This window comes from Galbibacter sp. L-19 (genome assembly GCF_056857615.1).
In genome coordinates, this window is sequence record NZ_JBSXNL010000041.1 from 143849 (window position 1) to 164844 (window position 20996).

Sequence of the window (20996 nt, forward strand, 5' to 3'; positions counted from 1 at the left end):
TAGTAAATGTCACATTGTGACAAAATGATAATTAATAATTTAAAAATTTAGAATAACATGTCAACAGTTAAGATTGGGATAAACGGATTTGGACGTATTGGAAGATTGGTTTTTAGAGCCACAGTAAAAAGACCAAACGTAGAAATTGTAGGAATAAATGATTTATTAGATGTAGAGCATTTAGCATATTTATTAGAGTATGATTCTGTACACGGAAGATTTGATGGAAAAATCGAAGTGAAAGATGGAAACCTAGTAGTTGATGGGAAAACAATCAGAATTACTGCTGAAAGAGATCCTAAAAACCTAAAATGGGATGCTGTAGGAGCAGATATCGTTGCTGAATGTACAGGTATTTTTACTACTTTAGAGACTGCTCAATACCACTTAGATGCAGGAGCTAAGAAAGTAGTTATTTCTGCACCTTCTAAAGATGCACCTATGTTTGTTATGGGAGTTAACCATAAAGATGTTAAAGCATCAGATAGAATTGTTTCTAATGCATCTTGTACTACAAACTGTTTAGCGCCAATTACAAAAGTATTACACGATAACTTTGGAATTGAAGAAGGATTAATGACAACAGTTCACGCAACTACTGCAACTCAGTTAACAGTAGATGGTCCATCTAGAAAAGATTATAGAGGTGGTCGTAGTGCTTTATTAAACATTATTCCAGCTTCTACTGGAGCTGCTAAAGCGGTAGCAAAAGTAATTCCAGCAATGGAAGGAAAACTTACAGGAATGGCATTTAGAGTTCCTACTGCCGATGTTTCTGTAGTGGATCTTACTGTAAAATTAGCAAAAGATACTTCTTACGAAGAAATCAAAAAAGTAATGAAATCTGCTTCTGAAAACGAATTAAAAGGAATTTTAGGATATACAGATGAACTAGTAGTTTCTCAAGATTTTGTGGGAGAAACTTGTACTAGTATTTTTGATGCTGATGCTGGAATTGAATTAAACTCTAAGTTCTTTAAAGTAGTTTCTTGGTATGATAATGAAACTGGATACTCAAATAAACTAGTTGATTTAGCAGAATATATCACTGCATTATAATTTAAAATAGGATCTAAAAAGTAATCTGAAAAGATTATAATTTTTATTAAGATCTGCTTACGCTTACTAAACTAACTCAAAAGCTAACTATTTGACAGGTTTAAGCCTTATTAATTTAAGGCTTTCTTCTGTTGAATTCTGGGTAACTCCAAGCAGACTTAATAGTTTTCAGAAAACTATTAACTTAAACTTAAAGTATGATTTTAATTGTAGATAGTGGTGCAACAAAATCTGATTGGATCGCATTAGATGAAGATGGTAACAAGTTATTTGTAACTAAAACATTGGGCTTAAGTCCAGAAGTTTTAACAAGCGAAATTATTAATGAACGTTTGGCTAATAACTTTGAACTATACAAACATCGAAAAGAAGTAACTCAACTCTATTTTTATGGGGCTGGTTGTGGAACTGAGAGAATGCGAAAATTTTTAAAAGGAATCTTCGCAGATTACTTTCCTAATGCAAAAACTTCAGTAAAGGAAGATACATATGCAGCTATCTACGCTACTGTGGAGCCAGATCAACACGCTATCGTTTGTATTTTGGGTACAGGCTCTAATTGTAGTTATTGGGATGGAAAAGAGCTTTTTCAGAAGGTAACTTCATTAGGTTATATTTTAATGGACGATTGTAGTGGTAATTACTTCGGAAGACAATTAATAAGAGATTATTACTATCATAAAATTCCTGAGAAATTAGCTGTTAAATTTGCAAGTGAATACGATCTTGAAGAGGATAGTGTTAAAAATCATTTGTATAAACAGCCAAATCCAAATACTTATTTAGCAACATTTGCTCGCTTTGTAATCCAAAATAAAGATGAAGAATATTGTCAGTCTTTAATTAAAAAAGGAATGCAATTGTTTATTAGTAATTCAATTACTCAATTTGAGCAAGCAAAAGAAGTTCCAATTCATTTTATAGGAAGTATTGCTTATTATTTACAAGACGAATTAAAGCAGACACTCTCTGAAAATGGATTGTCTATCGGAAAGGTTTTAAGGAGGCCGATTGATGGATTGGTAGATTATCATAAATCTGTTTTATTCGATTAAAAAGAATAAAAACCAACTATAAATTAAAGGTTGTTTCTTGTAAAGAAGCAACCTTTTTTATTGTTCTTAGATATGTTTTTATTAATGTCCGATTAAAAATACAAGACCGCTTCGCTGTAAGAAAAAAGAACAAAGACTAAATCTTAACTATTATAAAATGAGTAGTTTAAAGAAGTTACATTGTTAAAATTTTCTTTTTATTAACAGCAAGGGGGCTATTTTAAAAATCTCTATTAACCCTTGATATAAGTGGAGTCCAATAAATTTCGTTAATCTTTATCGGACAACAATAATATGTTTTATAAGTTTAAGCTGCAGATTCACAGATTTATTTTTCTTCTCTTATTAAGGTTATGGGTAAGGAAGAAGCAAAAAAATATTTGTGAATTCGTGGCAGAAAAACTTTGTAGCCTATGTATAGGAGATTTTTTAAATAAAAATGTTTATTAACTTATGGAAGTTTTTCTTCAGTAAACAAACTCTGGTTTTCATTAGTATCCACAGCGGTAACTCCTGTTTTATTTAAGGTATTATTTTGATTATCTATAAAAGGCAGGGTATAAGAAGTAGTTTCTGAATTTAAAATAATATGATTCCAATTTTGGTTGGAATATTGGTAATAAAGCACATATTTAGAAACATCATTTTTGTTAGGATGATCCCATATAATAGCTACTTTATTTTCTTTTACAACTGCATTTACAATAGGCTTTGCTGGAGGGGTATTATCTAGCCACGGACTAGGAGGAACAAGAGTTTTTTTTGCATAAGAGTGTGTTAAAATACCTACAGCTAAGGAATCGTACTTTAAAAGCGGACCAATACTCCAATGGATGGAGCCTTTGCTTTTAGGAAGAATATTTCGAGTGATGTTGATTTGATTATCAATTTCATTAACATTTTCTAAATCTCCCCCATAATCTACTTTAATTCCAGGCCATAAATGTCTGTTTTTACTATTTTCTTCTTGCCACCAAGTTAATAGCTCAGGGAAGCGTTGTCCTTCTTTATTTATTTTCCAATACAATTGAGGCGAAAAATAATCAATCCATCCTTTATTGAGCCATAATTTAGCGTCGGCGTATAATTTGTTGTATTGGTCAAAGCCAACAACAGAAGCTGGATGTCCAGGACGCCAAATTCCAAACGGACTAATACCAAATTTTACATAAGGCTTTTCTTCTTTAATGGCTTGGTAAACCATTTTGATAAAACTGTTTACATTTTCTCGTCTCCAATCGTTTCTAGTTAGTTTTCCTCCAGAATTTAAGTACTGATTCCAACTCTTGTCATCTGGAAAATCTTTGCCATTATTATAAGATTCGTATGGGTAAAAATAGTCGTCAAAATGAATTCCGTCAATGTCGTATCTGCTAACAATGTCTTTTACAACTTTAAGCGAATGTTCTTTAGTTTTATCTAAAGCAGGATCCATCCACCACATCCCATTTTCTAACTTGACAACAAGTTCTGGATGTGTTTTTATGATAGATTGTTCCGATATTTCTTTTCCTTGAGAATGATGCGCTCTGTAGGGATTTAACCATACATGAAGTTCAATTCCTCTTTTATGAGCTTCATCAATCCAAAATAATAAAGGATCGTAGTATGGAGAAGGCGCTAATCCTTGCTTTCCAGTAAGGTAATAGGACCAAGGCTCTATTTCACTTTTGTAAAGAGCATCTGCTTGCGGTCTTACTTGAAAAATAGCCGCATTGTAATGATGAGATTCTAAGAAATCTAAGAGTTCAAGAGCTTCTTTTTGCTGTTCTTCCGAAGAGAGTCCTGGTTTGCTAGGCCAATTAATATTAGCAACAGTAGCAATCCAAGCGGCTCTAAACTCTTCTATATTATAAGGAGTTTTAGGATTCCATTTTAAAGTTGAAGCTTCATCATTAGAAATATCAATCCCCTCAGGATTATTTACGTACGTACTACTGCTAGTGTTAATAGTATTGTTAACAACAGGAGTGTAAGTAGTCTTACATGCAGAAGTCAGTACTAAAATAAATACACTGAAACCTATTTTTAGAAACGACTTCATAAATTATAGAATTGAAGAACAAAAAATAATGGCAAACTTCGATCCTCTTTTATTCGAAAACCGAGATTTAGATGTTTTTGACGCTTGCAAAACGCGCTAGTAAAACACTTTGTTATTTTACTGCAATCATTGAGATTTCAACGTTTACATTTTTAGGGAGTGTTTTTACAGCAACAGTTTCTCTGGCAGGTGCAGTAGCTTCATCAAAATAAGCACCGTATATTTTGTTAATTGTAGTAAAATCATTCATATCATTTAAAAAAATAGAACTTTTTACTACATTTTCAAATGTCATATCAGCAGCGTTTAAAACAGCCTCTAGGTTTTTCATTACTAATTTTGCTTCGTCTTCAACCCCGCTTGTAATAAGTTCGTTAGTTTCTGGGTTAATTGCAATTTGTCCAGAAATATATAGCGTGTTATTGGCAAAAACTGCTTGATTGTATGGTCCTAGTGGTGCAGGTGCTTTATCGGTGTTTATTATTTTTTTCATAATTATTTATTGAATTATTGGTTGAATAAGTTTTATGTTTTTATTCGATAATTGAGTTTTTCTCGAAATATAATTTACAGATTCTTATCTGGTTCACTTCTTTTTTCCCACTTAAGATCGCTTAACATAGACGATTTAATTCCGATAAAGAAGAACCAAGAAGCTCTAGAGCTAAAAGGAACCCAGTTAAAGTTAAGTCTAAAACTTTTTAAATCTCTAGAAAATCTTAACTGTGTATATGTAAATCCTTTTTGTTTAAAGTCGTATCCCGATGAAACTCCTACTTTCCATTGCGGTGTTAGATCTACATTTCCAGAAAACATAAGAGAATTATTACTTATTTCGTTTTGCCTATTGCTATTGGAGTAGGTTAAGGAATAAGCAAGCCTCAAATCCCATGGGAGTTTGGCGGCATACGCTTCTGTGGGTAAATCTTCCTTGTCTTCCTCCTCTTCGTCGTTGGCAAAAGTTCTATCATCACTAAAGTCTTGCGCTCTACCAAATAAGTCGTCTTCCCGACCTCCACTTTGTGTATTATCTACTTGCTCTTTATCTTCTCCTCCAGAAAATGTTTTACTATTAATGGAGTAACTTACGTTTACATTAGCGTTGGTCATTCTAAACAAACTACCGCCGTTTTCGTAGTTAAAAACATCAATTCTAGTTCCATTATTATCAATAGCATAAGGATCTAATGTGGCGCCAAAGTTTACATTCATTTTATTCTGAAAAAACTGCGTTCCACCACTAACTCTCACGGGGCTCCATGGTAGGGAATCGGCTACAATATTATATGCGGTACTAAAGTTTAAGTTATTTAGAAGCATCACTTTTTTGGGCTCCGTAGCCATAGTGTCTTTGTCTCGAACCTTAGCTTCTACCACATTACTTAATGAGAAGCCAATATTATTGGAATTGCTTAAACTAGGAGTTCCATATATACCATTTTCAAATCGGGTGTATTCGCGTTCTACACCATCCTCTCCAACATATTCATCGTAATATTGGTCGAATGATGGCGTGTATCCATAACTTACCGATGGTCTAACAGTATGTCGGATAGCTTGGATTTTTTTATCCTCTCCAAAGTTAAAAGTTCCGTATAATGTTGTACCTATACTTGCATTAAAGTTGTAGGTTCCAAACCTATCAAAATTATTTAAAGTGTCTATGGTAGCTTCGTCTAATAACTCGTTATAATCGTTTCTCTTAATGGTTTTAAGTTGCCATACTTCATTATAATTTGCACCAACAGACGTACTAAAAAACTTAAATATTTTAAAGTTTGTACTAAGTGGAATGGTGTGTTGGAAACCAACTTTAGCATCATCAAACATTTCACTTTTAAACAAAAGAGTATCTATAGTGCTAATTCTATTTTCTGCTCTAAAGTTATACTGAAAGTTTATATTCTGAATAATACCTCTTTTTCCACCATCTCTACTGGCAAACGGATAAATACGCTCCATACTAGCTTGAAGGGTTGGTAAGGTAAGGTTAACCGATTGATCTCTTGTGTTTTGTTGGATAGAGGTGGTAGCATTTAAATTTACCATCGGGTAGCCTGGGAATGTTTTATTGTAGGAAATCGATGATTGTAAAGTGTTATTTAAGAAATTAGGGGTGTTTAATTGATTAAAAGAATCTTGGTAATATTGGCTACTACCAAAGTTAACAGATGCCGAAAGTCTAGAATTTGGATTTGCCTTTGCATCCTGACTATGGTTCCATTGAATATTGTAAATAGTACTTCTACTATAATCTGGAAATCCACGCTGACTCTCAATATTGTTTTCGTATCTAAACCTTAAAGCACCTCTAAACTTGTACCGTTTGGCATAGTTTGTTTCGGTTCTAAAACCATAACTTCCGTTGGTGTAATAATCTCCAAGCAACGCTAGGTCAAAATAATCGCTTATGGCAAAATAATACCCTCCATTTTGTAAAGAGTACCCACGTCTGTTTGTTTGTCCAGGGGTTGGCATTATAATTCCAGAATTTCTTCGCTCTTGAGACATAGGGAAATATGCAAACGGAACTGCAATTGGGGTTGGAACATCTGCAATATACATATTACTAAACCCTGCTATAATTTTTTTGTTAGGAACAAACTTACCTTTACGAACTCGAATGTAATAATCGGGATTTTCGGCATCTTCAGAAGTTGTTATTTTTCCTTCTTTTAAAAAGTATACAGAATCGTTTTCCTTTTTAACAATTTCGGCAAATACATTCATAGATTCCCCCATAGATTGTTCGGTTCTTGAATTAAAGATAAGTGCCTTTTTGGTGTCAAAATTAAACCGAATAGAATCGGGTTCAATAACACTATTTCCTTGTTTAAAATAAGGAGGTTGGGTAAGGTTGCCTGCGGAATCTTTTATTCTTCCAGCATAAACTTCATTGGTAACATAGTCAATTACTATAATTCCAGATTTAAGCTCATAATCTTGATAGAGTACTTCGGCTTCATTATAAAGGTAGATTTTCTTCTCCTTCCGACTCATTTTCATGTAGTCTTTAGCTTTATAATTAATTTTTCCTTGAAGAAAACCTTGTTTTGTACTGTCTTTTGGTATGGAATCTGTTTGTGTAGTATCTATAACAGCAGTATCGATTAATAACTCGGGAGCATTAATCTTTATAGTATCTTGAGCTTCTTTTTGAGCTTCAATATTGAGGGCTTGAACCTTAGGTCTTTCTTGGGCATAAAAAATGCCACTGATAAACAGAGAGAACAGCGCTAAAAGTATGTTACGTTTCTTTGCTCGCAAAGCTTTTAATCCTATTTTTGTATAAAGAATGGCTCGGTTTTTGACGTGCCAAACATACGTATATTTTTTGGTCTGTTTGTTATAGATTAACAAATTTTAATCAAATAAATAACTGTATTAAACCGTTATTATTTTATGAGTAGATTTTTTAGCACCTTATTTTTATTGATGAGTTTAAGCTTATCGCAAATTATATATTCTCATGGAGAAACGCCACCGAACGATGGGAAATTTACAGTAGTTTTAGATGCTGGACATGGAGGGCATGACCCAGGGAATTTAGGTAACGGTTTCAAAGAGAAGGACATTGCTCTTAAAATAGTATTACAAGTAGGAGCAATTTTAGAGAAAGATCCTAATATAAATGTAATATATACTCGGAAGGATGATAGCTTTGTAGACTTATATGTTAGAGGAAAAATAGCGAATGAGGCAAAAGCCGATTTATTTGTTTCTGTACATTGTAATTCTCATAATTCTAGTGCGCATGGTACCGAAACATTTGTATTAGGACTTCATGCTAATAAAAGAAACTTTGAAGTTGCTAAAAATGAGAACTCTGTAATTTATTTAGAAGATGATTATGAAGTAAATTATGCTGGTTATGACATTAACTCTCCAGAATCGTTTATTGGATTAACTATTATGCAAGAAGAGTTTTTAGATAATAGTATTTTATTGGCTAAATCTATTCAAGATAATTTTACAGGAAAACTAAAACGGGTAGATAGAGGTGTAAAGCAAGCTGGATTTATAGTGTTACATCAAACATTTATGCCTAGTGTATTGGTAGAAACAGGTTTTTTAACCTATAAGCCAGAAGGGTCTTATTTAAATTCTAGTAAAGGAAAATCTGACATGGCAACTTCTATTGCAGATGCTGTTTTAAAATATAAACATTCTGTAGACGAAAATATTGGAGATGATTTTTCTTTTGAAGTTAAAGACCATACTTCTCATGCTTCAAATACCACCGCTACAAATTCTTCGGATGGAGTAGATACGGTTGAAGGGGTTACTTTTAGGGTTCAAATTGCAGCAGGTTCGAGCGCTATTGAAACAAAATCATACAATTTTAAAGGTTTGTCTCCTATCAGTAGAGAAAAAGAAGGAAATATATATCGTTATTACTACGGAGAAGTAGCTAGTTATGAGAGTGTTAAAGAGTTGCAGCAAAAAGCTAAAAAGAAAGGGTATGGTACTAGTTTTATAGTTGCCTTTAAAAATGGAGAAAAAGTTAAAGTGAAATCCGTACTTAATTCCATGTGAAATTAGAACGAATCTTACGGAAATTATTTCTAATTTTGTTGCTTACAGTAAAAAAAGAAGCTTTTGAAATTAACTAAAGAACTTAAAACAGGGATTATTGTAATAGGGGGGATTGTCTTGTTTATTTTAGGCTTTACGTTTCTAAAAGGACATAAGTTATTCAATTCTAGTCGTACTTATTACGCCGTATACGAAAATGTAAACGGAATATCTTCTGGTACTGCAGTAAGCATTAATGGTTTACAAGTAGGAAATATAAACGATATCACTTTTATAGACAGCAAGGGTAATTTGGTTATTACTTTTACGGTAGATAGTGAGTTTCAGTTTGCAAAAAATAGTGTAGCAGAAATATATGATACTGGAATTATTGGAGGGAAGAGTTTACGGGTTGTTCCTGTTTATGATAATAGTCCGATATCCAAAGATGGAGATACACTTAAAAGTAATGTGCAACCAGGCTTAACAGATTTGGTAACCCAAAAGTTGGCGCCATTGCAAAAAAGTTTAGACGGAGTACTCAAAAATGCCGATTCGGTAATGGTAGGCGTTGATGATATTTTAGATGAAGAAACCAGAGCCAATATAAAATCGAGTATAAAAAACTTAGACCAAGTAATTGCTAATTTTAGTCAGGCTTCAGGAACGTTAAATACTTTATTAGCCAGTAATAAAGATAAGTTAGACCGTTCCATATCTAATATAGATAACCTTTCTGCTAACTTATCTAAAGTGAGTGATACGCTTGCAAATTCAGATATTGGCGGTGCTGTTGGAGACCTTAAAAGTAGTATGGCAAAACTCGATAATATAATGACGAAAATAGAGTCTGGAAATGGTTCTGTTGGGAAGTTATTAAATGATGAAGAGTTATATACCAACCTAACAGATGCCTCTATGGAGTTGGAATTACTTTTAGAAGACCTTAGGTTGAATCCGAAACGATATGTCCATTTTTCTCTTTTTGGTAAAAAGGCAAAGCCTTACGAAGCACCAGAAGAAGAAACTAACAACGAATAGATGAATTATATTCCTCAGATACTTTTTGCAATAATTTTATTGGCTGGAATAGGTTATTTTGCTAGCAATATTAAAAAGCTTGTTAGAAATATTAAACTAGGTCAGGCAATAGATCGTACAGATAATAAATCGCAACGTTGGGCAAATATGGCTAGAATAGCCTTAGGACAACAAAAAATGGTTGTTCGTCCAATAGCAGGTTTTCTGCATGTAATTGTATATGTAGGATTTATTATTATCAATATAGAAGTATTAGAAATTATTATAGATGGACTTTTTGGAACACACCGAGTTTTTGCGTCTCTAGGTTCTGTATATAATTTTTTAATAGGTTCTTTTGAAATCCTAGCGTTTTTAGTAATTGTATCGGTAACCATTTTTTGGATTCGTAGAAATGTAATAAAATTAAAGCGTTTCTTTTATTCTGAAATGAGAGGATGGCCAAAAAGCGATGGGAATATTATTCTTTACTTTGAAGTAGTATTGATGCTTTTATTTTTAACAATGAATGGAGCCGACTATACATTACAACTAGCAGGAGCAGCTCATTACACGCAAGCAGGCGCTTTTCCTATAAGTCAGCTTTTTGTACCTCTTTTTGAAAACTTTAGTGAGTCTACATTAATTATAATAGAAAGAGCCGCATGGTGGCTGCATATAACTGGAATATTAATCTTTCTTAACTACCTATACTTTTCAAAGCACCTTCATATTCTTTTAGCATTTCCAAATACATGGTTTGCTAATTTAAATCCTAAAGGGCAGTTTGATAATTTAGAATCTGTTACCAATGAGGTTAAATTAATGATGGATCCAGATGCCGATCCATTTGCAATGCCTGAAGAAGGAGAGGTTGAAGATGTTCCTGAAAAGTTTGGAGCCTCGGATGTTACAGATTTAAATTGGGTACAACTTTTAAATGCCTATACCTGTACGGAATGTGGGCGTTGTACAAGCGAATGCCCTGCAAGTCAGACAGGGAAAAAATTATCTCCTCGAAAAATAATGATGGATACTAGAGATCGTTTGGAAGAGGTAGGAAAAAATATGGATGCCAATAAAGGGGTTTTTGTGGACGATGGAAAGCAATTACTAAACAATTATATCACTCCAGAAGAATTATGGGCTTGTACCACCTGTAATGCATGTGTAGAAGCGTGCCCTGTAAGCATTAGTCCGCTTTCAATTATTATGGATATGCGTCGTTATTTAGTAATGGAACAATCGGCAGCGCCAATGGAACTTAATAATATGATGGGGAATGTAGAAAACAATGGAGCGCCATGGCCATATAACCAAATGGACCGACTGAACTGGAAAAATGAATAAAAATTAGCTTATAGTTAAATCTTGTAAGTGATTAAAAATAACCAATTAATTTCGACATTACCGTCGGAGAATTTTACCCCGAGAATTCGGGACTCACAAAGTGAGGAAACCAATAAACATAACTTTAAAAAATGAACAAAGAAGACGTTGAAAAATTGCTAAATGAAAAATTGGAAGATGGAGAACACATAAGTCCTGTCTTGCCAAAAGGGATTAAAAATTATTTAATCGATATAGACGGTACTATTTGTGATGATATTCCGAATGAAGAGCCTGAGCGTATGGCAACAGCACAAGTGTATCCAGATGCTTTAAAAACGTTAAACAAGTGGTTTGAAGAAGGGCATGTCATATATTTCTTCACATCTCGTACAGAAGATCATAGAAAAACCACAGAAGATTGGTTAAATCGTCACGGATTTAAATATCATGGAATGGTAATGGGAAAACCAAGAGGAGGAAATTACCATTGGATAGACAACCACTTAGTTAAGGCTACACGTTATAACGGAAAATTTACAGACCTTATTGACAAGGAAGTAACTATTCAGGTTTTTGACGATGGAAAACACGATTAAGATAATAGATAATTCTGTTATTAACTTATAATTCTATAGTAGGATTGATTACTGTCATTTCGATTAAGGCATAGGGATATTATTTTTTCGAAATGACAGTTTAAAATATAACAGCAAATTAAGGGAAAATAAAGCAGTATGAGCGAAGCAATAAAAGTGCCTACAATGGCAGAAATGATGGCCGAAGGAAAAACTCCAGAAGTATTATTCTGGGTTGGTTGTTCTGGAAGTTTTGATGATAGAGCTAAAAAAATTACAAAAGCCTTTGTTAAATTATTAAACAAAGCTCAGGTAGATTTTGCTGTTTTAGGAACAGAAGAAAGCTGTACTGGAGATCCAGCAAAGCGTTCTGGGAATGAAATGTTGTTTCAAATGCAGGCCATGACAAACATTGAGGTTTTAAATGGTTATGAGATTAAAAAAATAGTTACTGCTTGCCCACATTGTTTTAATACATTAAAAAACGAATACCCTTCTTTGGGAGGGAGCTATGAAGTGGTTCACCATACACAATTTTTACGTTCTCTTTTAGAAGAAGGAAAACTAACTATTGAAGGAGGAAAGTTTAAAGGTAAAAGAATAACGTTCCATGATCCTTGTTATTTAGGAAGAGCTAACGATGTGTATGAAGCCCCACGAGCGCTTATCCAAAAGCTAGATGCAGAACTAGTAGAAATGAAAAACTGTAAAAAAAGAGGGTTATGTTGTGGTGCTGGAGGAGCTCAAATGTTTAAAGAACCAGAAAAAGGAAATAAAGACATTAATATAGAGCGTACCGAGCAAGCCATAGAAACAAAACCAGATATTATTGCAGCTGGATGTCCTTTTTGTAACACTATGCTTACAGATGGGGTTAAAGGAAAAGATAAAGAGGGAACTGTTGAAGTAATGGATGTTGCCGAGCTTATTGCAAATGCAGAAGATTTATAAACGGAACTTTTGCTTTAGTCCCTCATAGAGGGTCTAATTCCCCAGAGTCTTTACTGAGTTTACCGAAGGGCTCTGCGTCGAAATGAATTAAATTTGTTTCCGAATACCTTGTGGGCTTGCCCCGAGGTAGTTGATTAAAAAACACTCTTTAAAGAAAAAATAGAAAAAGGAATCTTTTAAATAAAAAGAAAATGTTTGTAGCTTTTAACGATTTATCAGAATCTGCTAGAGTTTGGATTTACCAAGCAAATAGAAGTTTTACTGAAGAAGAAATAGCAGAATTAACCACAAAACTCGAGAGTTTTATAGAGCAATGGACTGCTCATGGAGCAAATCTAAAAGCCTCTTTTGAAATACGTTACAAACGTTTTATTATCATTGCATTAGATCAAGAATTTAATATGGCTAGCGGATGCTCAATCGACGCCTCAGTTCGATTTATCCAACAGCTAGAGGTAGATTACAATGTTAATCTCCTCGATAAAATGAATGTCTCCTACAGACAAGGCGATTTTATTGCCTACAAGCCCCTTATCGATTTTAAGAAAATGGCTAAACAAAAAGCCGTTTCTCAAAACACCATCGTATTCAATAATTTGGTAACTAATAAAGAAGAATACCAAAATTATTGGGAAGTTCCAGCTAGAGATAGTTGGCATGCACGATTTATGAATTAGAACTCTATTCTACTTTTTTAATGATTCGTTAATTAAAAAGTTAGTGGGGTTTTTATGTTTTATAGGGATGTTTTTATATGCTCAAAGTATAAAAGCCGTTCCTGTATTAGGTTATTTTTAAAGATTGTACCTTATAAATAACTATCATAATAGGTTTTATATTACAAAATAGTCGAAGGTTTAAGTCTCATTTACTGAGTAAAAATTATTCAATGGTTTTAAAAAAAAATAGTGTTGTTTTAGGGCTTCTATTTATTTTCATACAAGGGTTTAGTCAGCAAGTAGACCCATTAGTAACTACCGATAGCGAGCAGCAAAAGGTTTGGGTTGATAGTATATATAATTCGCTTTCACTTCAAGAAAAAATAGGACAATTATTTATGATCAGAGCTTTTTCCGACAAAGGAAAAGCACATATTGACGATGTAAAAAAATTGGTTTCCGAATACCAAGTGGGAGGAGTAATATTCTCAACTGGAGGTCCGTATCGTCAAGCTAAACTTAATAATGAATTACAAAGTCTTTCTAAAGTAAAAATGTTAATGTCAATGGATGCCGAATGGGGTTTATCCATGCGTTTGGACTCTACATTTGCTTTTCCATACAACATGGTTTTAGGAGCTGTTAAGGATAATGATTTAATTAGACGTGTAGGAAAACATATTGGAGAACATACAAAACGGATGGGAATGCATATTAATTTTGCTCCCGATGTAGATATTAATACCAATCCTAAAAATCCAATTATAGGAAACCGTTCTTTTGGAGAAAATAGGGATAAGGTTACAGAAAAAGCAATGGCATTTATGGAAGGAATGCAATCTGCTGGAGTTTTGGCTAATGCAAAGCACTTCCCAGGTCACGGAGATACAGAGCAAGATTCTCATAAAACATTACCAACAATAACATTTAGTAAAGAAAGAATAGATAGCGTAGAGCTCTATCCATATAAACAACTTATTCCAAAAGGATTGGCTAGCGTTATGGTAGCACATTTAAGTGTTCCTAGTTTAGAGTCTCGACCAGGTTTTCCTTCTTCAATTTCAGAAGGTATTGTAACAGGATTATTAAAAGATAAGCTTCAGTTTAACGGACTTATTTTTACAGATGCTTTAGAGATGAAGGGAGTAGCTAATTATGCAGATTCTGGGAATGTAGACCTTTCTGCTTTTTTAGCGGGAAATGATATGTTGCTTATATCAGCAGATACTCCAGAGGGAATAAAAAAGTTAACAGAAGCCTATACTAATGGAATTATTACAGAAGAACGTTTAGCATATTCAGTAAAAAAAGTATTAAAGGCTAAATATAAAGTAGGTTTAAATAATTATAAACCGGTAGCTCAAGCACATTTATATGAAGATTTAAATCGTGTTGAGGATACAATTTTATTTGAAGAAGTAATGGAAAATGCCATTACAGTTGCTAAAAACGATGAGCAAACAATTCCAATTAGAGATCTAGATAAGAAAAGTATTGCTTATATCGGGATGGGAGATGGAGATAATTCTACTTTTGTAGAAACATTAAAAAAATATACCTCTGTAGCTTATATTCATGGAGATGATTTAAGTGATATTGTAAACAGAATAAAACCTTATGATTTAGTTATTATTGGGCATCATAGAAGTACACAAACACCTTGGAAAGCGGCAGATTTTACAGATCAAGAGAAGGTTTGGATTTATGAAATAGCACGACAAAAAAAGGTTATTCTTGATGCTTTTGTAAAACCTTATGCACTTTTAGACCTTCAAAGTATTGATAATATAGAGTCTATAATTGTAAGTTATTTAAACGATCCTATTTCTCAAGAAAAATCTGCAGAGCTTATATTTGGAGCTCTTGCTTCTAAAGGGAGTTTGCCCGTTATGGCACACGAAAAATTACCAGAAAACAGAGGTTTTTTAACCAATTCCTTATCAAGATTAGGGTATAGCGTTCCTGAACGGGTTGGAATGAATAGTAAGACCCTGAAAAAAGTAGATTCTGTAATGAAACTTGCTATTAGTTCTGGAGCTACTCCTGGCGGACAAATTTTAATTGCAAGACAAGGAAAGGTAATTTATAATAAAAACTTCGGAAAGTTCTCTTATGGTGCAGACTCAGAACCTGTTAGGAGCAATAACTTATACGATCTTGCTTCTTTAACCAAAATAACGGCTACCTTGCCAAATATCATGCAATTGGTAGAGAAGAAGGAAATTACTTTTAATTCAACCTTAGGAGAAATGCTTCCTGAATTGAAAGGGAGTAACAAAGAAGATTTAAAATTGTTGGCAGTGCTTTCTCATTACGCTCGTTTAAAACCTTGGATTCCTTTTTATATAAGTACTTTGGATGAAGGGACCAAAAAGCCCTTAGATACGTATTATAAAGATGCTCCAACAAAGAATTTTGATACTCAAGTTGCCGATCATCTTTATATTAGAAATGATTATAAAGATTCTATTATTGATCAGATAAAAGAAAGCGAATTGCTGAGTAAACTTCAGTACAGATACAGCGACCTACCCTTTATTTTATTGCAACGCTATTTAGAAAATTATTACCATAGACCATTAGATAAAATAGCTCAAGATAATTTTTATAAATCTTTAGGGATGAATTATACTACCTTTAATCCATTAGATAAATTTGGAAAAGGAGAGATTGTTCCTACAGAAGTAGATGATTATTTTAGATATCAAACCATTCAAGGATATGTGCATGATATGGGAGCCGCTATGCTTGGTGGTGTTGGTGGGCATGCTGGACTTTTTAGTACTTCAAATGATCTTGCTAAGATGATGCAAATGTATCTTCAAAAAGGATATTATGGAGGCAAACGCTATTTTAGTTCCGAAACCTTAGATAAGTTTAATACCTGTTATTATTGCGACCAAGATAATAGAAGAGGGGTAGGATTTGATAAACCACAATTGGGAGAATCTGGTCCTACATGTGGCTGTGTATCAATGATGAGTTTTGGACATAGTGGCTTTACAGGAACCTATGCTTGGGTTGATCCTACAGATAGCTTGGTTTATATATTTTTGTCTAATAGAACGTATCCAACCATGTTAAATCGAAAATTAATTTCTGAAGGTACGCGTACTGTAATTCAGGAGATTATCTATGAATCGATTGAGAGATAACAGAAATTTAAAAATTCTTTTGTAAATATATTCCTATTGTTTCGACTCAGTTTTAAATCTATAATTAAGGTTTAATTTCCAGAGCCTGTTCTGAGTTTGCCGAAGGGTTTTATGTCTAAATGGATTAAATTATTTTCCTTTGAATACCTCTTGGGCTTGCCCCAAGGTTGTAGATTTAATAGATAGCTTTAAGACCGTTCTATTTTCAGAAAAAGAAAAAGCTATTTAGCACCTAAGAAATTAGTGAGATCTTAAAAGTTTGCCATTAAATCTCTCTGGTGTAATTAATATTTTAACTTAGTATATTCATTTAAATTAAAAAGTATGCGAATAGGGATTGTGTGTTATCCAACATTTGGCGGAAGTGGAGTAGTAGCAACAGAGTTAGGAATGGCTTTAGCAACACGCGGACACGAAATTCATTTTATAACTTACAAACAACCCGTTCGTTTGGCATTACTTAGTGGAAAAATCCATTTTCATGAAGTAAATGTACCAGAATACCCATTGTTTCATTACCAACCATATGAACTAGCATTGTCTAGTAAATTAGTGGATATGGTAAAACTTCATAAACTGGAAGTGTTACATGTTCATTATGCTATTCCTCATGCATATGCTGCTTATATGGCTAAAAAGATGCTGAAAACACAAGGAATTGAGATTCCTATTGTTACAACACTTCATGGTACAGATATAACCCTTGTAGGAAATCACCCTTTCTACAAACCTGCTGTTACTTTTAGTATCAATAAATCTGATGTGGTTACTTCAGTTTCACAAAGTTTAAAAGAGGATACAAACCGACTTTTTGATATAAAAAAGAAAATACATGTAGTTCCAAACTTTATAGATGTATCTAAATATAAGCATAGCTTTACTGATTGTCAGCGTGGGATGATGGCTACAGATAAAGAGCGTATAATAACACATATAAGTAACTTTAGAAAAGTAAAGCGCATTTCAGATGTAATCAATATTTTCTACGGAATTCAAAAAGAAATTCCTTCCAGACTAATAATGGTAGGCGAAGGTCCTGAACGAGAAGGAGCAGAAGCTTTGTGTGATGAATTAGGGATTGGCAACAAAGTTGCTTTTCTTGGAAATAGTAATGAAGTAGATAAAATACTTTGTTTCTCCGACTTATTTTTATTGCCTTCTGAAACCGAAAGTTTTGGTTTGGCAGCATTAGAAGCAATGGTAAATGAAGTTCCTGTAATATCTAGTAATACAGGAGGAATTCCTGAGGTAAATAAAGATGGGTTTAGCGGTTATTTAAGCAACGTTGGCGATGTAGAGTCCATGACAAATAACGCTATTAAGATTTTAAAAGAAGATAAAGTTTTAAATCAGTATAAAAAACAAGCTAGAGAACAAGCTACTTTGTTTGATATTAACCAAGTAGTCCCTAGGTATGAAGAAATATATGAAAAAGCTTATAAAAAGGCTTTTTAGTATAATTTAACTTTGAGTTACTTTCTATAGAATTGTGGTATCTTTGAATTTTACAAATTCTATGAAAACACTAAAAAGTACTTCCTTAGAAGAATTTTATAAAGAAGCTGCTGCATTTACTGGTAGAGATATAGATACTTTATTACCACCTGGAATTAATAAAGAAATAGGGCATTTTAATATTTTCGATATTTCAGAAACTATAAAGCAGGTAAAACGTAAAAATATAATGCCTTATAACCGTAGAGCTTATTATAAAATAAGTTTAATACGTGGGAAGAATAGGGCAGAGTATGCAGATAAAGTTATAGATATTGAAAAAAATGCACTACTCTTTGCTACCCCAAAAGTACCGTATCATTGGTTTCCATTAGAAGAAAATCAAGCAGGTTCTTTTTGTGTGTTTACGGATGAGTTTTTAATAAAAAATTTAACGGGAATAGTTTTAGACGAGTTGCCTATTTTTAAATCTGGAGGCTATCCTGTTTTTGAAATAGAAGATGAAGAAGCAGAGGAACTTCAACTGATTTTCAATAAAATGAAAACAGAAATAGCTTCAAATTATGTATATAAGTACGATTTGCTTCGGAATTATGTAATGGAACTTATTCATCAAGGACAAAAATTACAACCAGCTACACAATTACATACCGATAAAAATGCATCAGCAAGGATAATCTCCTTATTTATAGAATTATTAGAACGTCAATTCCCTATAGAATCTCCCGAACAAAAACTAGTACTGCGTACAGCAAAAGAATATGCAGAGCGCTTGGCTATTCATGTAAATCACCTAAACAAGGTGCTTAAAGATAATATGGGGAGAACAACAACAGATATTATAAGTAGTAGAATTATCCAAGAAGCTAAAATTTTACTAAAGCAAACCGATTGGAATATTTCTGAAATAGCTTATAGTTTGGGCTTTGAAGAAGTAGCTCACTTCTCTAATTTCTTTAAAAGACAAACTTCTGTAGCTCCAGTTAGTTTCCGTTCTTAAATCTTATTATTTGAATTTTGCAAACAATCCTTTGATGTTTGCAAACAGTCCCCTTTGTTTTTAGTTGAACTTTGTACTATCAAAATTTTAATAATAATTAATAATTAAAAAAATGAAAACAGAAAACAACAAAGTAGCTTTGGTAACAGGAGGGAGCAGAGGTTTAGGTAGAGATATGGCTATAAATCTTGCAAAGAAAGGGATTGATGTCATACTTACTTATAGAAGCAATAAAGAACAAGCAGATAACGTAGTAACCGAGATTCAGGCAATCGGACAAAAAGCAATAGCATACCAATTGGACACCTCAAAAATAGCTACATTTGATGCTTTTATCACTCAAGTAACTAATCATTTACAAGAGCATACAGGAAGTCCCAACTTTGATTTTCTAATAAATAATGCAGGAACAGCATTGTATGCACCTTTTATAGAAACTACCGAGGAGCAATTTGATGAGATGCTTAATATTCACTTAAAAGGTGTTTTCTTTTTAACACAAAAGACAGTTCCTTTTATAAATAAAGGGGGACGAATTATCAATATATCTTCAGGACTGGCTCGTTTTTCTTTCCCAGGTTCTTCTACCTATGCAACAATGAAAGGCGGAGTAGAAGTTTTTACCAGATATTTGGCAAAAGAATTAGGAGAAAAAGGTATTGCAGCCAATATAGTAGCTCCAGGTGCTATTGAAACCGATTTTGGAGGTGGACGTGTAAGAGATAATAAAGAAATTAACAATCACATTGCAGGTATAACAGCATTAGGTCGTGTTGGTTTACCTCAAGATATTGGTGGTGTAGTAGCTTTTTTATGTACCGAAGAAGCACGCTGGATTAACGGACAACGCATAGAGGTTTCTGGGGGAATGATGGTTTAAAAACAGATATAGCAAAAAAAAGGTCTAAAAAGTATCTAATCTCTACGTGTTGCAGTGAGTTTGTTAAGCTCCTTTTGACAATTGGAAATTGCTTTTTAGACCTTTTCTTTTGATGTGTTTCTAAATTACCTAACTAAATTATTGTCCAATTAAACTATCAAAAACAAGGCATCAAAAATTAAAATATCCCCTATATTTGTAGCAAGAAAATAATACAATACTATTCATGAGTAATACCATCACAGCAACAGATTTTAATTTTCCAAATCAGGAAAGTGTTTATAAAGGAAAGGTTAGGGAAGTTTATAATATTGGAAACGATTTGTTAGTGATGATTGCTACAGATAGACTTTCTGCTTTTGATGTAATTATGCCAAAGGGAATTCCTTACAAAGGTCAGATTTTAAATCAGATTGCAACCAAAATGATGGATGCTACAAAAGACATTGTTCCAAATTGGTTGGAAGCTACTCCAGATCCAAATGTAGCTGTTGGTCAGCTTTGTGAACCTTTTAAAGTAGAAATGGTTATTCGTGGATATTTATCGGGTCATGCAGCTAGAGAATACAAAGCAGGAAAACAAACGCTTTGTGGAGTTACAATGCCAGAAGGACTAAAAGAAAATGATAAGTTTCCAGCACCAATTATTACGCCTTCTACAAAAGCAGATCAAGGAGATCATGATGAAGATATTTCGAGAGAAGCTATTTTAAAAAAGGGAATTGTTTCTGAAGCAGATTATTTAGTATTAGAAAAATATACCCGTGCATTATTCCAAAGAGGAACTGAAATTGCAGCAGCACGCGGATTGATTTTAGTAGATACTAAATATGAATTTGGAAAAACAAAAGACGGTGAAATTGTTTTAATAGATGAAATTCATACCCCAGATTCTTCACGTTATTTTTATGCTGATGGATATGAAGAACGTCAAGAAAAAAGTGAAGCACAAAAGCAACTTTCTAAAGAGTTTGTGCGTCAATGGTTAATAGAAAATGGTTTTCAAGGGAAAGAAGGACAGCAAATTCCAGAAATGACCGATGCTTATATAACGTCTGTTTCAGAAAGATATATTGAGCTTTATGAAAATATTACAGGAGAGAAGTTTGTAAAAGCAGATGTTAGTAATATTCAATCGAGAATAGAAGAGAATGTGCTCAATTTTTTAAAAGCATAAACCCTTTATAGAGGGTTTAATTTCCAAAGCCTGTGCCGAGTTTACCGAAAAACTTAAGTTCGAAATAAATTAAGATTGTTTGGTTTGACTGCCTCGTGCGCTTGAATCAAGATAGTTGA

Annotated in this window: 16 protein-coding genes; 13 read left to right on the forward strand and 3 right to left on the reverse strand. The window is 33.3% G+C overall.

Translation table 11 applies throughout. The features are described from left to right. Window positions 1–57: 57 nt before the first annotated feature. Together gap and AC13CQ_RS05265 are read left to right on the forward strand one after the other, a co-directional pair. Complete coding sequence (gap, locus tag AC13CQ_RS05260; RefSeq protein WP_008614038.1) at window positions 58–1059, forward strand: type I glyceraldehyde-3-phosphate dehydrogenase; 1002 nt, start codon at window positions 58–60, stop codon at window positions 1057–1059. Window positions 1060–1256: 197 nt separating this feature from the next. Beyond that, a complete protein-coding gene (locus AC13CQ_RS05265; protein ID WP_008614039.1) occupies window positions 1257–2114 on the forward strand; it encodes an N-acetylglucosamine kinase in 858 nt (285 codons plus the stop codon). A gap of 451 nt (window positions 2115–2565) precedes the next feature. Here the strand turns inward: AC13CQ_RS05265 and AC13CQ_RS05270 are convergent, their stop codons facing one another. The 3 genes from AC13CQ_RS05270 to AC13CQ_RS05280 all read right to left on the reverse strand — a co-directional run bounded on the left by AC13CQ_RS05270 (window position 2566) and on the right by AC13CQ_RS05280 (window position 7518). Further along, entirely contained in the window at window positions 2566–4158 is a 1593-nt protein-coding gene (locus AC13CQ_RS05270) for a glycoside hydrolase family 10-like protein (protein WP_474506847.1), read from the reverse strand. 112 nt (window positions 4159–4270) lie between these two features. Next, on the reverse strand, window positions 4271–4651 hold the full coding sequence (locus AC13CQ_RS05275; protein WP_008614041.1) for a Rid family detoxifying hydrolase: 381 nt from the start codon (window positions 4649–4651) through the stop codon (window positions 4271–4273). A 74-nt stretch (window positions 4652–4725) separates the two neighbouring features. Then, a complete protein-coding gene (locus AC13CQ_RS05280; RefSeq protein WP_008614042.1) occupies window positions 4726–7518 on the reverse strand; it encodes a putative LPS assembly protein LptD in 2793 nt (930 codons plus the stop codon). Between the two features lie 42 nt (window positions 7519–7560). Here AC13CQ_RS05280 and AC13CQ_RS05285 point away from each other — a divergent pair, with 42 nt between their 5' ends. The 11 genes from AC13CQ_RS05285 (at window position 7561) to AC13CQ_RS05335 (ending at window position 20877) form a co-directional block, all read left to right on the forward strand. Next, entirely contained in the window at window positions 7561–8694 is a 1134-nt protein-coding gene (locus AC13CQ_RS05285) for an N-acetylmuramoyl-L-alanine amidase (RefSeq protein ID WP_008614044.1), read from the forward strand. 63 nt (window positions 8695–8757) lie between these two features. Beyond that, complete coding sequence (locus AC13CQ_RS05290) at window positions 8758–9714, forward strand: MlaD family protein (protein WP_008614045.1); 957 nt, start codon at window positions 8758–8760, stop codon at window positions 9712–9714. Beyond that, on the forward strand, window positions 9715–11043 hold the full coding sequence (locus tag AC13CQ_RS05295) for a 4Fe-4S dicluster domain-containing protein (protein ID WP_008614046.1): 1329 nt from the start codon (window positions 9715–9717) through the stop codon (window positions 11041–11043). Window positions 11044–11174: 131 nt separating this feature from the next. After that, a complete protein-coding gene (locus AC13CQ_RS05300; RefSeq protein WP_008614047.1) occupies window positions 11175–11621 on the forward strand; it encodes an LNS2 domain-containing protein in 447 nt (148 codons plus the stop codon). Window positions 11622–11759: 138 nt separating this feature from the next. After that, window positions 11760–12551, forward strand: coding sequence for a (Fe-S)-binding protein (locus AC13CQ_RS05305; RefSeq protein WP_008614049.1), 792 nt, complete (start codon window positions 11760–11762; stop codon window positions 12549–12551). Between the two features lie 191 nt (window positions 12552–12742). After that, the gene (locus AC13CQ_RS05310) at window positions 12743–13228 is read left to right on the forward strand and encodes a hypothetical protein (RefSeq protein ID WP_008614050.1); all 486 of its coding nucleotides are present in this window, start codon (window positions 12743–12745) and stop codon (window positions 13226–13228) included. Window positions 13229–13440: 212 nt separating this feature from the next. After that, entirely contained in the window at window positions 13441–16365 is a 2925-nt protein-coding gene (locus tag AC13CQ_RS05315) for a serine hydrolase domain-containing protein (protein WP_008614051.1), read from the forward strand. Window positions 16366–16689: 324 nt separating this feature from the next. Further along, entirely contained in the window at window positions 16690–17820 is a 1131-nt protein-coding gene (gene bshA, locus AC13CQ_RS05320; RefSeq protein WP_008614053.1) for an N-acetyl-alpha-D-glucosaminyl L-malate synthase BshA, read from the forward strand. Window positions 17821–17881: 61 nt separating this feature from the next. After that, window positions 17882–18820, forward strand: coding sequence for a helix-turn-helix domain-containing protein (locus AC13CQ_RS05325; RefSeq protein ID WP_008614055.1), 939 nt, complete (start codon window positions 17882–17884; stop codon window positions 18818–18820). A gap of 112 nt (window positions 18821–18932) precedes the next feature. After that, the gene (locus AC13CQ_RS05330; protein ID WP_008614057.1) at window positions 18933–19700 is read left to right on the forward strand and encodes an SDR family NAD(P)-dependent oxidoreductase; all 768 of its coding nucleotides are present in this window, start codon (window positions 18933–18935) and stop codon (window positions 19698–19700) included. Between the two features lie 226 nt (window positions 19701–19926). Further along, entirely contained in the window at window positions 19927–20877 is a 951-nt protein-coding gene (locus tag AC13CQ_RS05335; RefSeq protein WP_008614059.1) for a phosphoribosylaminoimidazolesuccinocarboxamide synthase, read from the forward strand. The last annotated feature ends 119 nt before the right edge of the window (window positions 20878–20996 follow it).

Excerpts from the sequence above, each read along its gene's own strand:
- gap (WP_008614038.1), top strand. The coding sequence starts at position 58 with ATGTCAACAGTTAAGATTGGGATAAACGGATTTGGACGTATTGGAAGA.
- AC13CQ_RS05265 (WP_008614039.1), top strand. The coding sequence starts at position 1,257 with ATGATTTTAATTGTAGATAGTGGTGCAACAAAATCTGATTGGATCGCA.
- AC13CQ_RS05270 (WP_474506847.1), bottom strand. The coding sequence starts at position 4,158 with ATGAAGTCGTTTCTAAAAATAGGTTTCAGTGTATTTATTTTAGTACTG.
- AC13CQ_RS05275 (WP_008614041.1), bottom strand. The coding sequence starts at position 4,651 with ATGAAAAAAATAATAAACACCGATAAAGCACCTGCACCACTAGGACCA.
- AC13CQ_RS05285 (WP_008614044.1), top strand. The coding sequence starts at position 7,561 with ATGAGTAGATTTTTTAGCACCTTATTTTTATTGATGAGTTTAAGCTTA.
- AC13CQ_RS05295 (WP_008614046.1), top strand. The coding sequence starts at position 9,715 with ATGAATTATATTCCTCAGATACTTTTTGCAATAATTTTATTGGCTGGA.
- AC13CQ_RS05300 (WP_008614047.1), top strand. The coding sequence starts at position 11,175 with ATGAACAAAGAAGACGTTGAAAAATTGCTAAATGAAAAATTGGAAGAT.
- AC13CQ_RS05305 (WP_008614049.1), top strand. The coding sequence starts at position 11,760 with ATGAGCGAAGCAATAAAAGTGCCTACAATGGCAGAAATGATGGCCGAA.
- AC13CQ_RS05310 (WP_008614050.1), top strand. The coding sequence starts at position 12,743 with ATGTTTGTAGCTTTTAACGATTTATCAGAATCTGCTAGAGTTTGGATT.
- AC13CQ_RS05315 (WP_008614051.1), top strand. The coding sequence starts at position 13,441 with ATGGTTTTAAAAAAAAATAGTGTTGTTTTAGGGCTTCTATTTATTTTC.
- bshA (WP_008614053.1), top strand. The coding sequence starts at position 16,690 with ATGCGAATAGGGATTGTGTGTTATCCAACATTTGGCGGAAGTGGAGTA.
- AC13CQ_RS05325 (WP_008614055.1), top strand. The coding sequence starts at position 17,882 with ATGAAAACACTAAAAAGTACTTCCTTAGAAGAATTTTATAAAGAAGCT.
- AC13CQ_RS05330 (WP_008614057.1), top strand. The coding sequence starts at position 18,933 with ATGAAAACAGAAAACAACAAAGTAGCTTTGGTAACAGGAGGGAGCAGA.
- AC13CQ_RS05335 (WP_008614059.1), top strand. The coding sequence starts at position 19,927 with ATGAGTAATACCATCACAGCAACAGATTTTAATTTTCCAAATCAGGAA.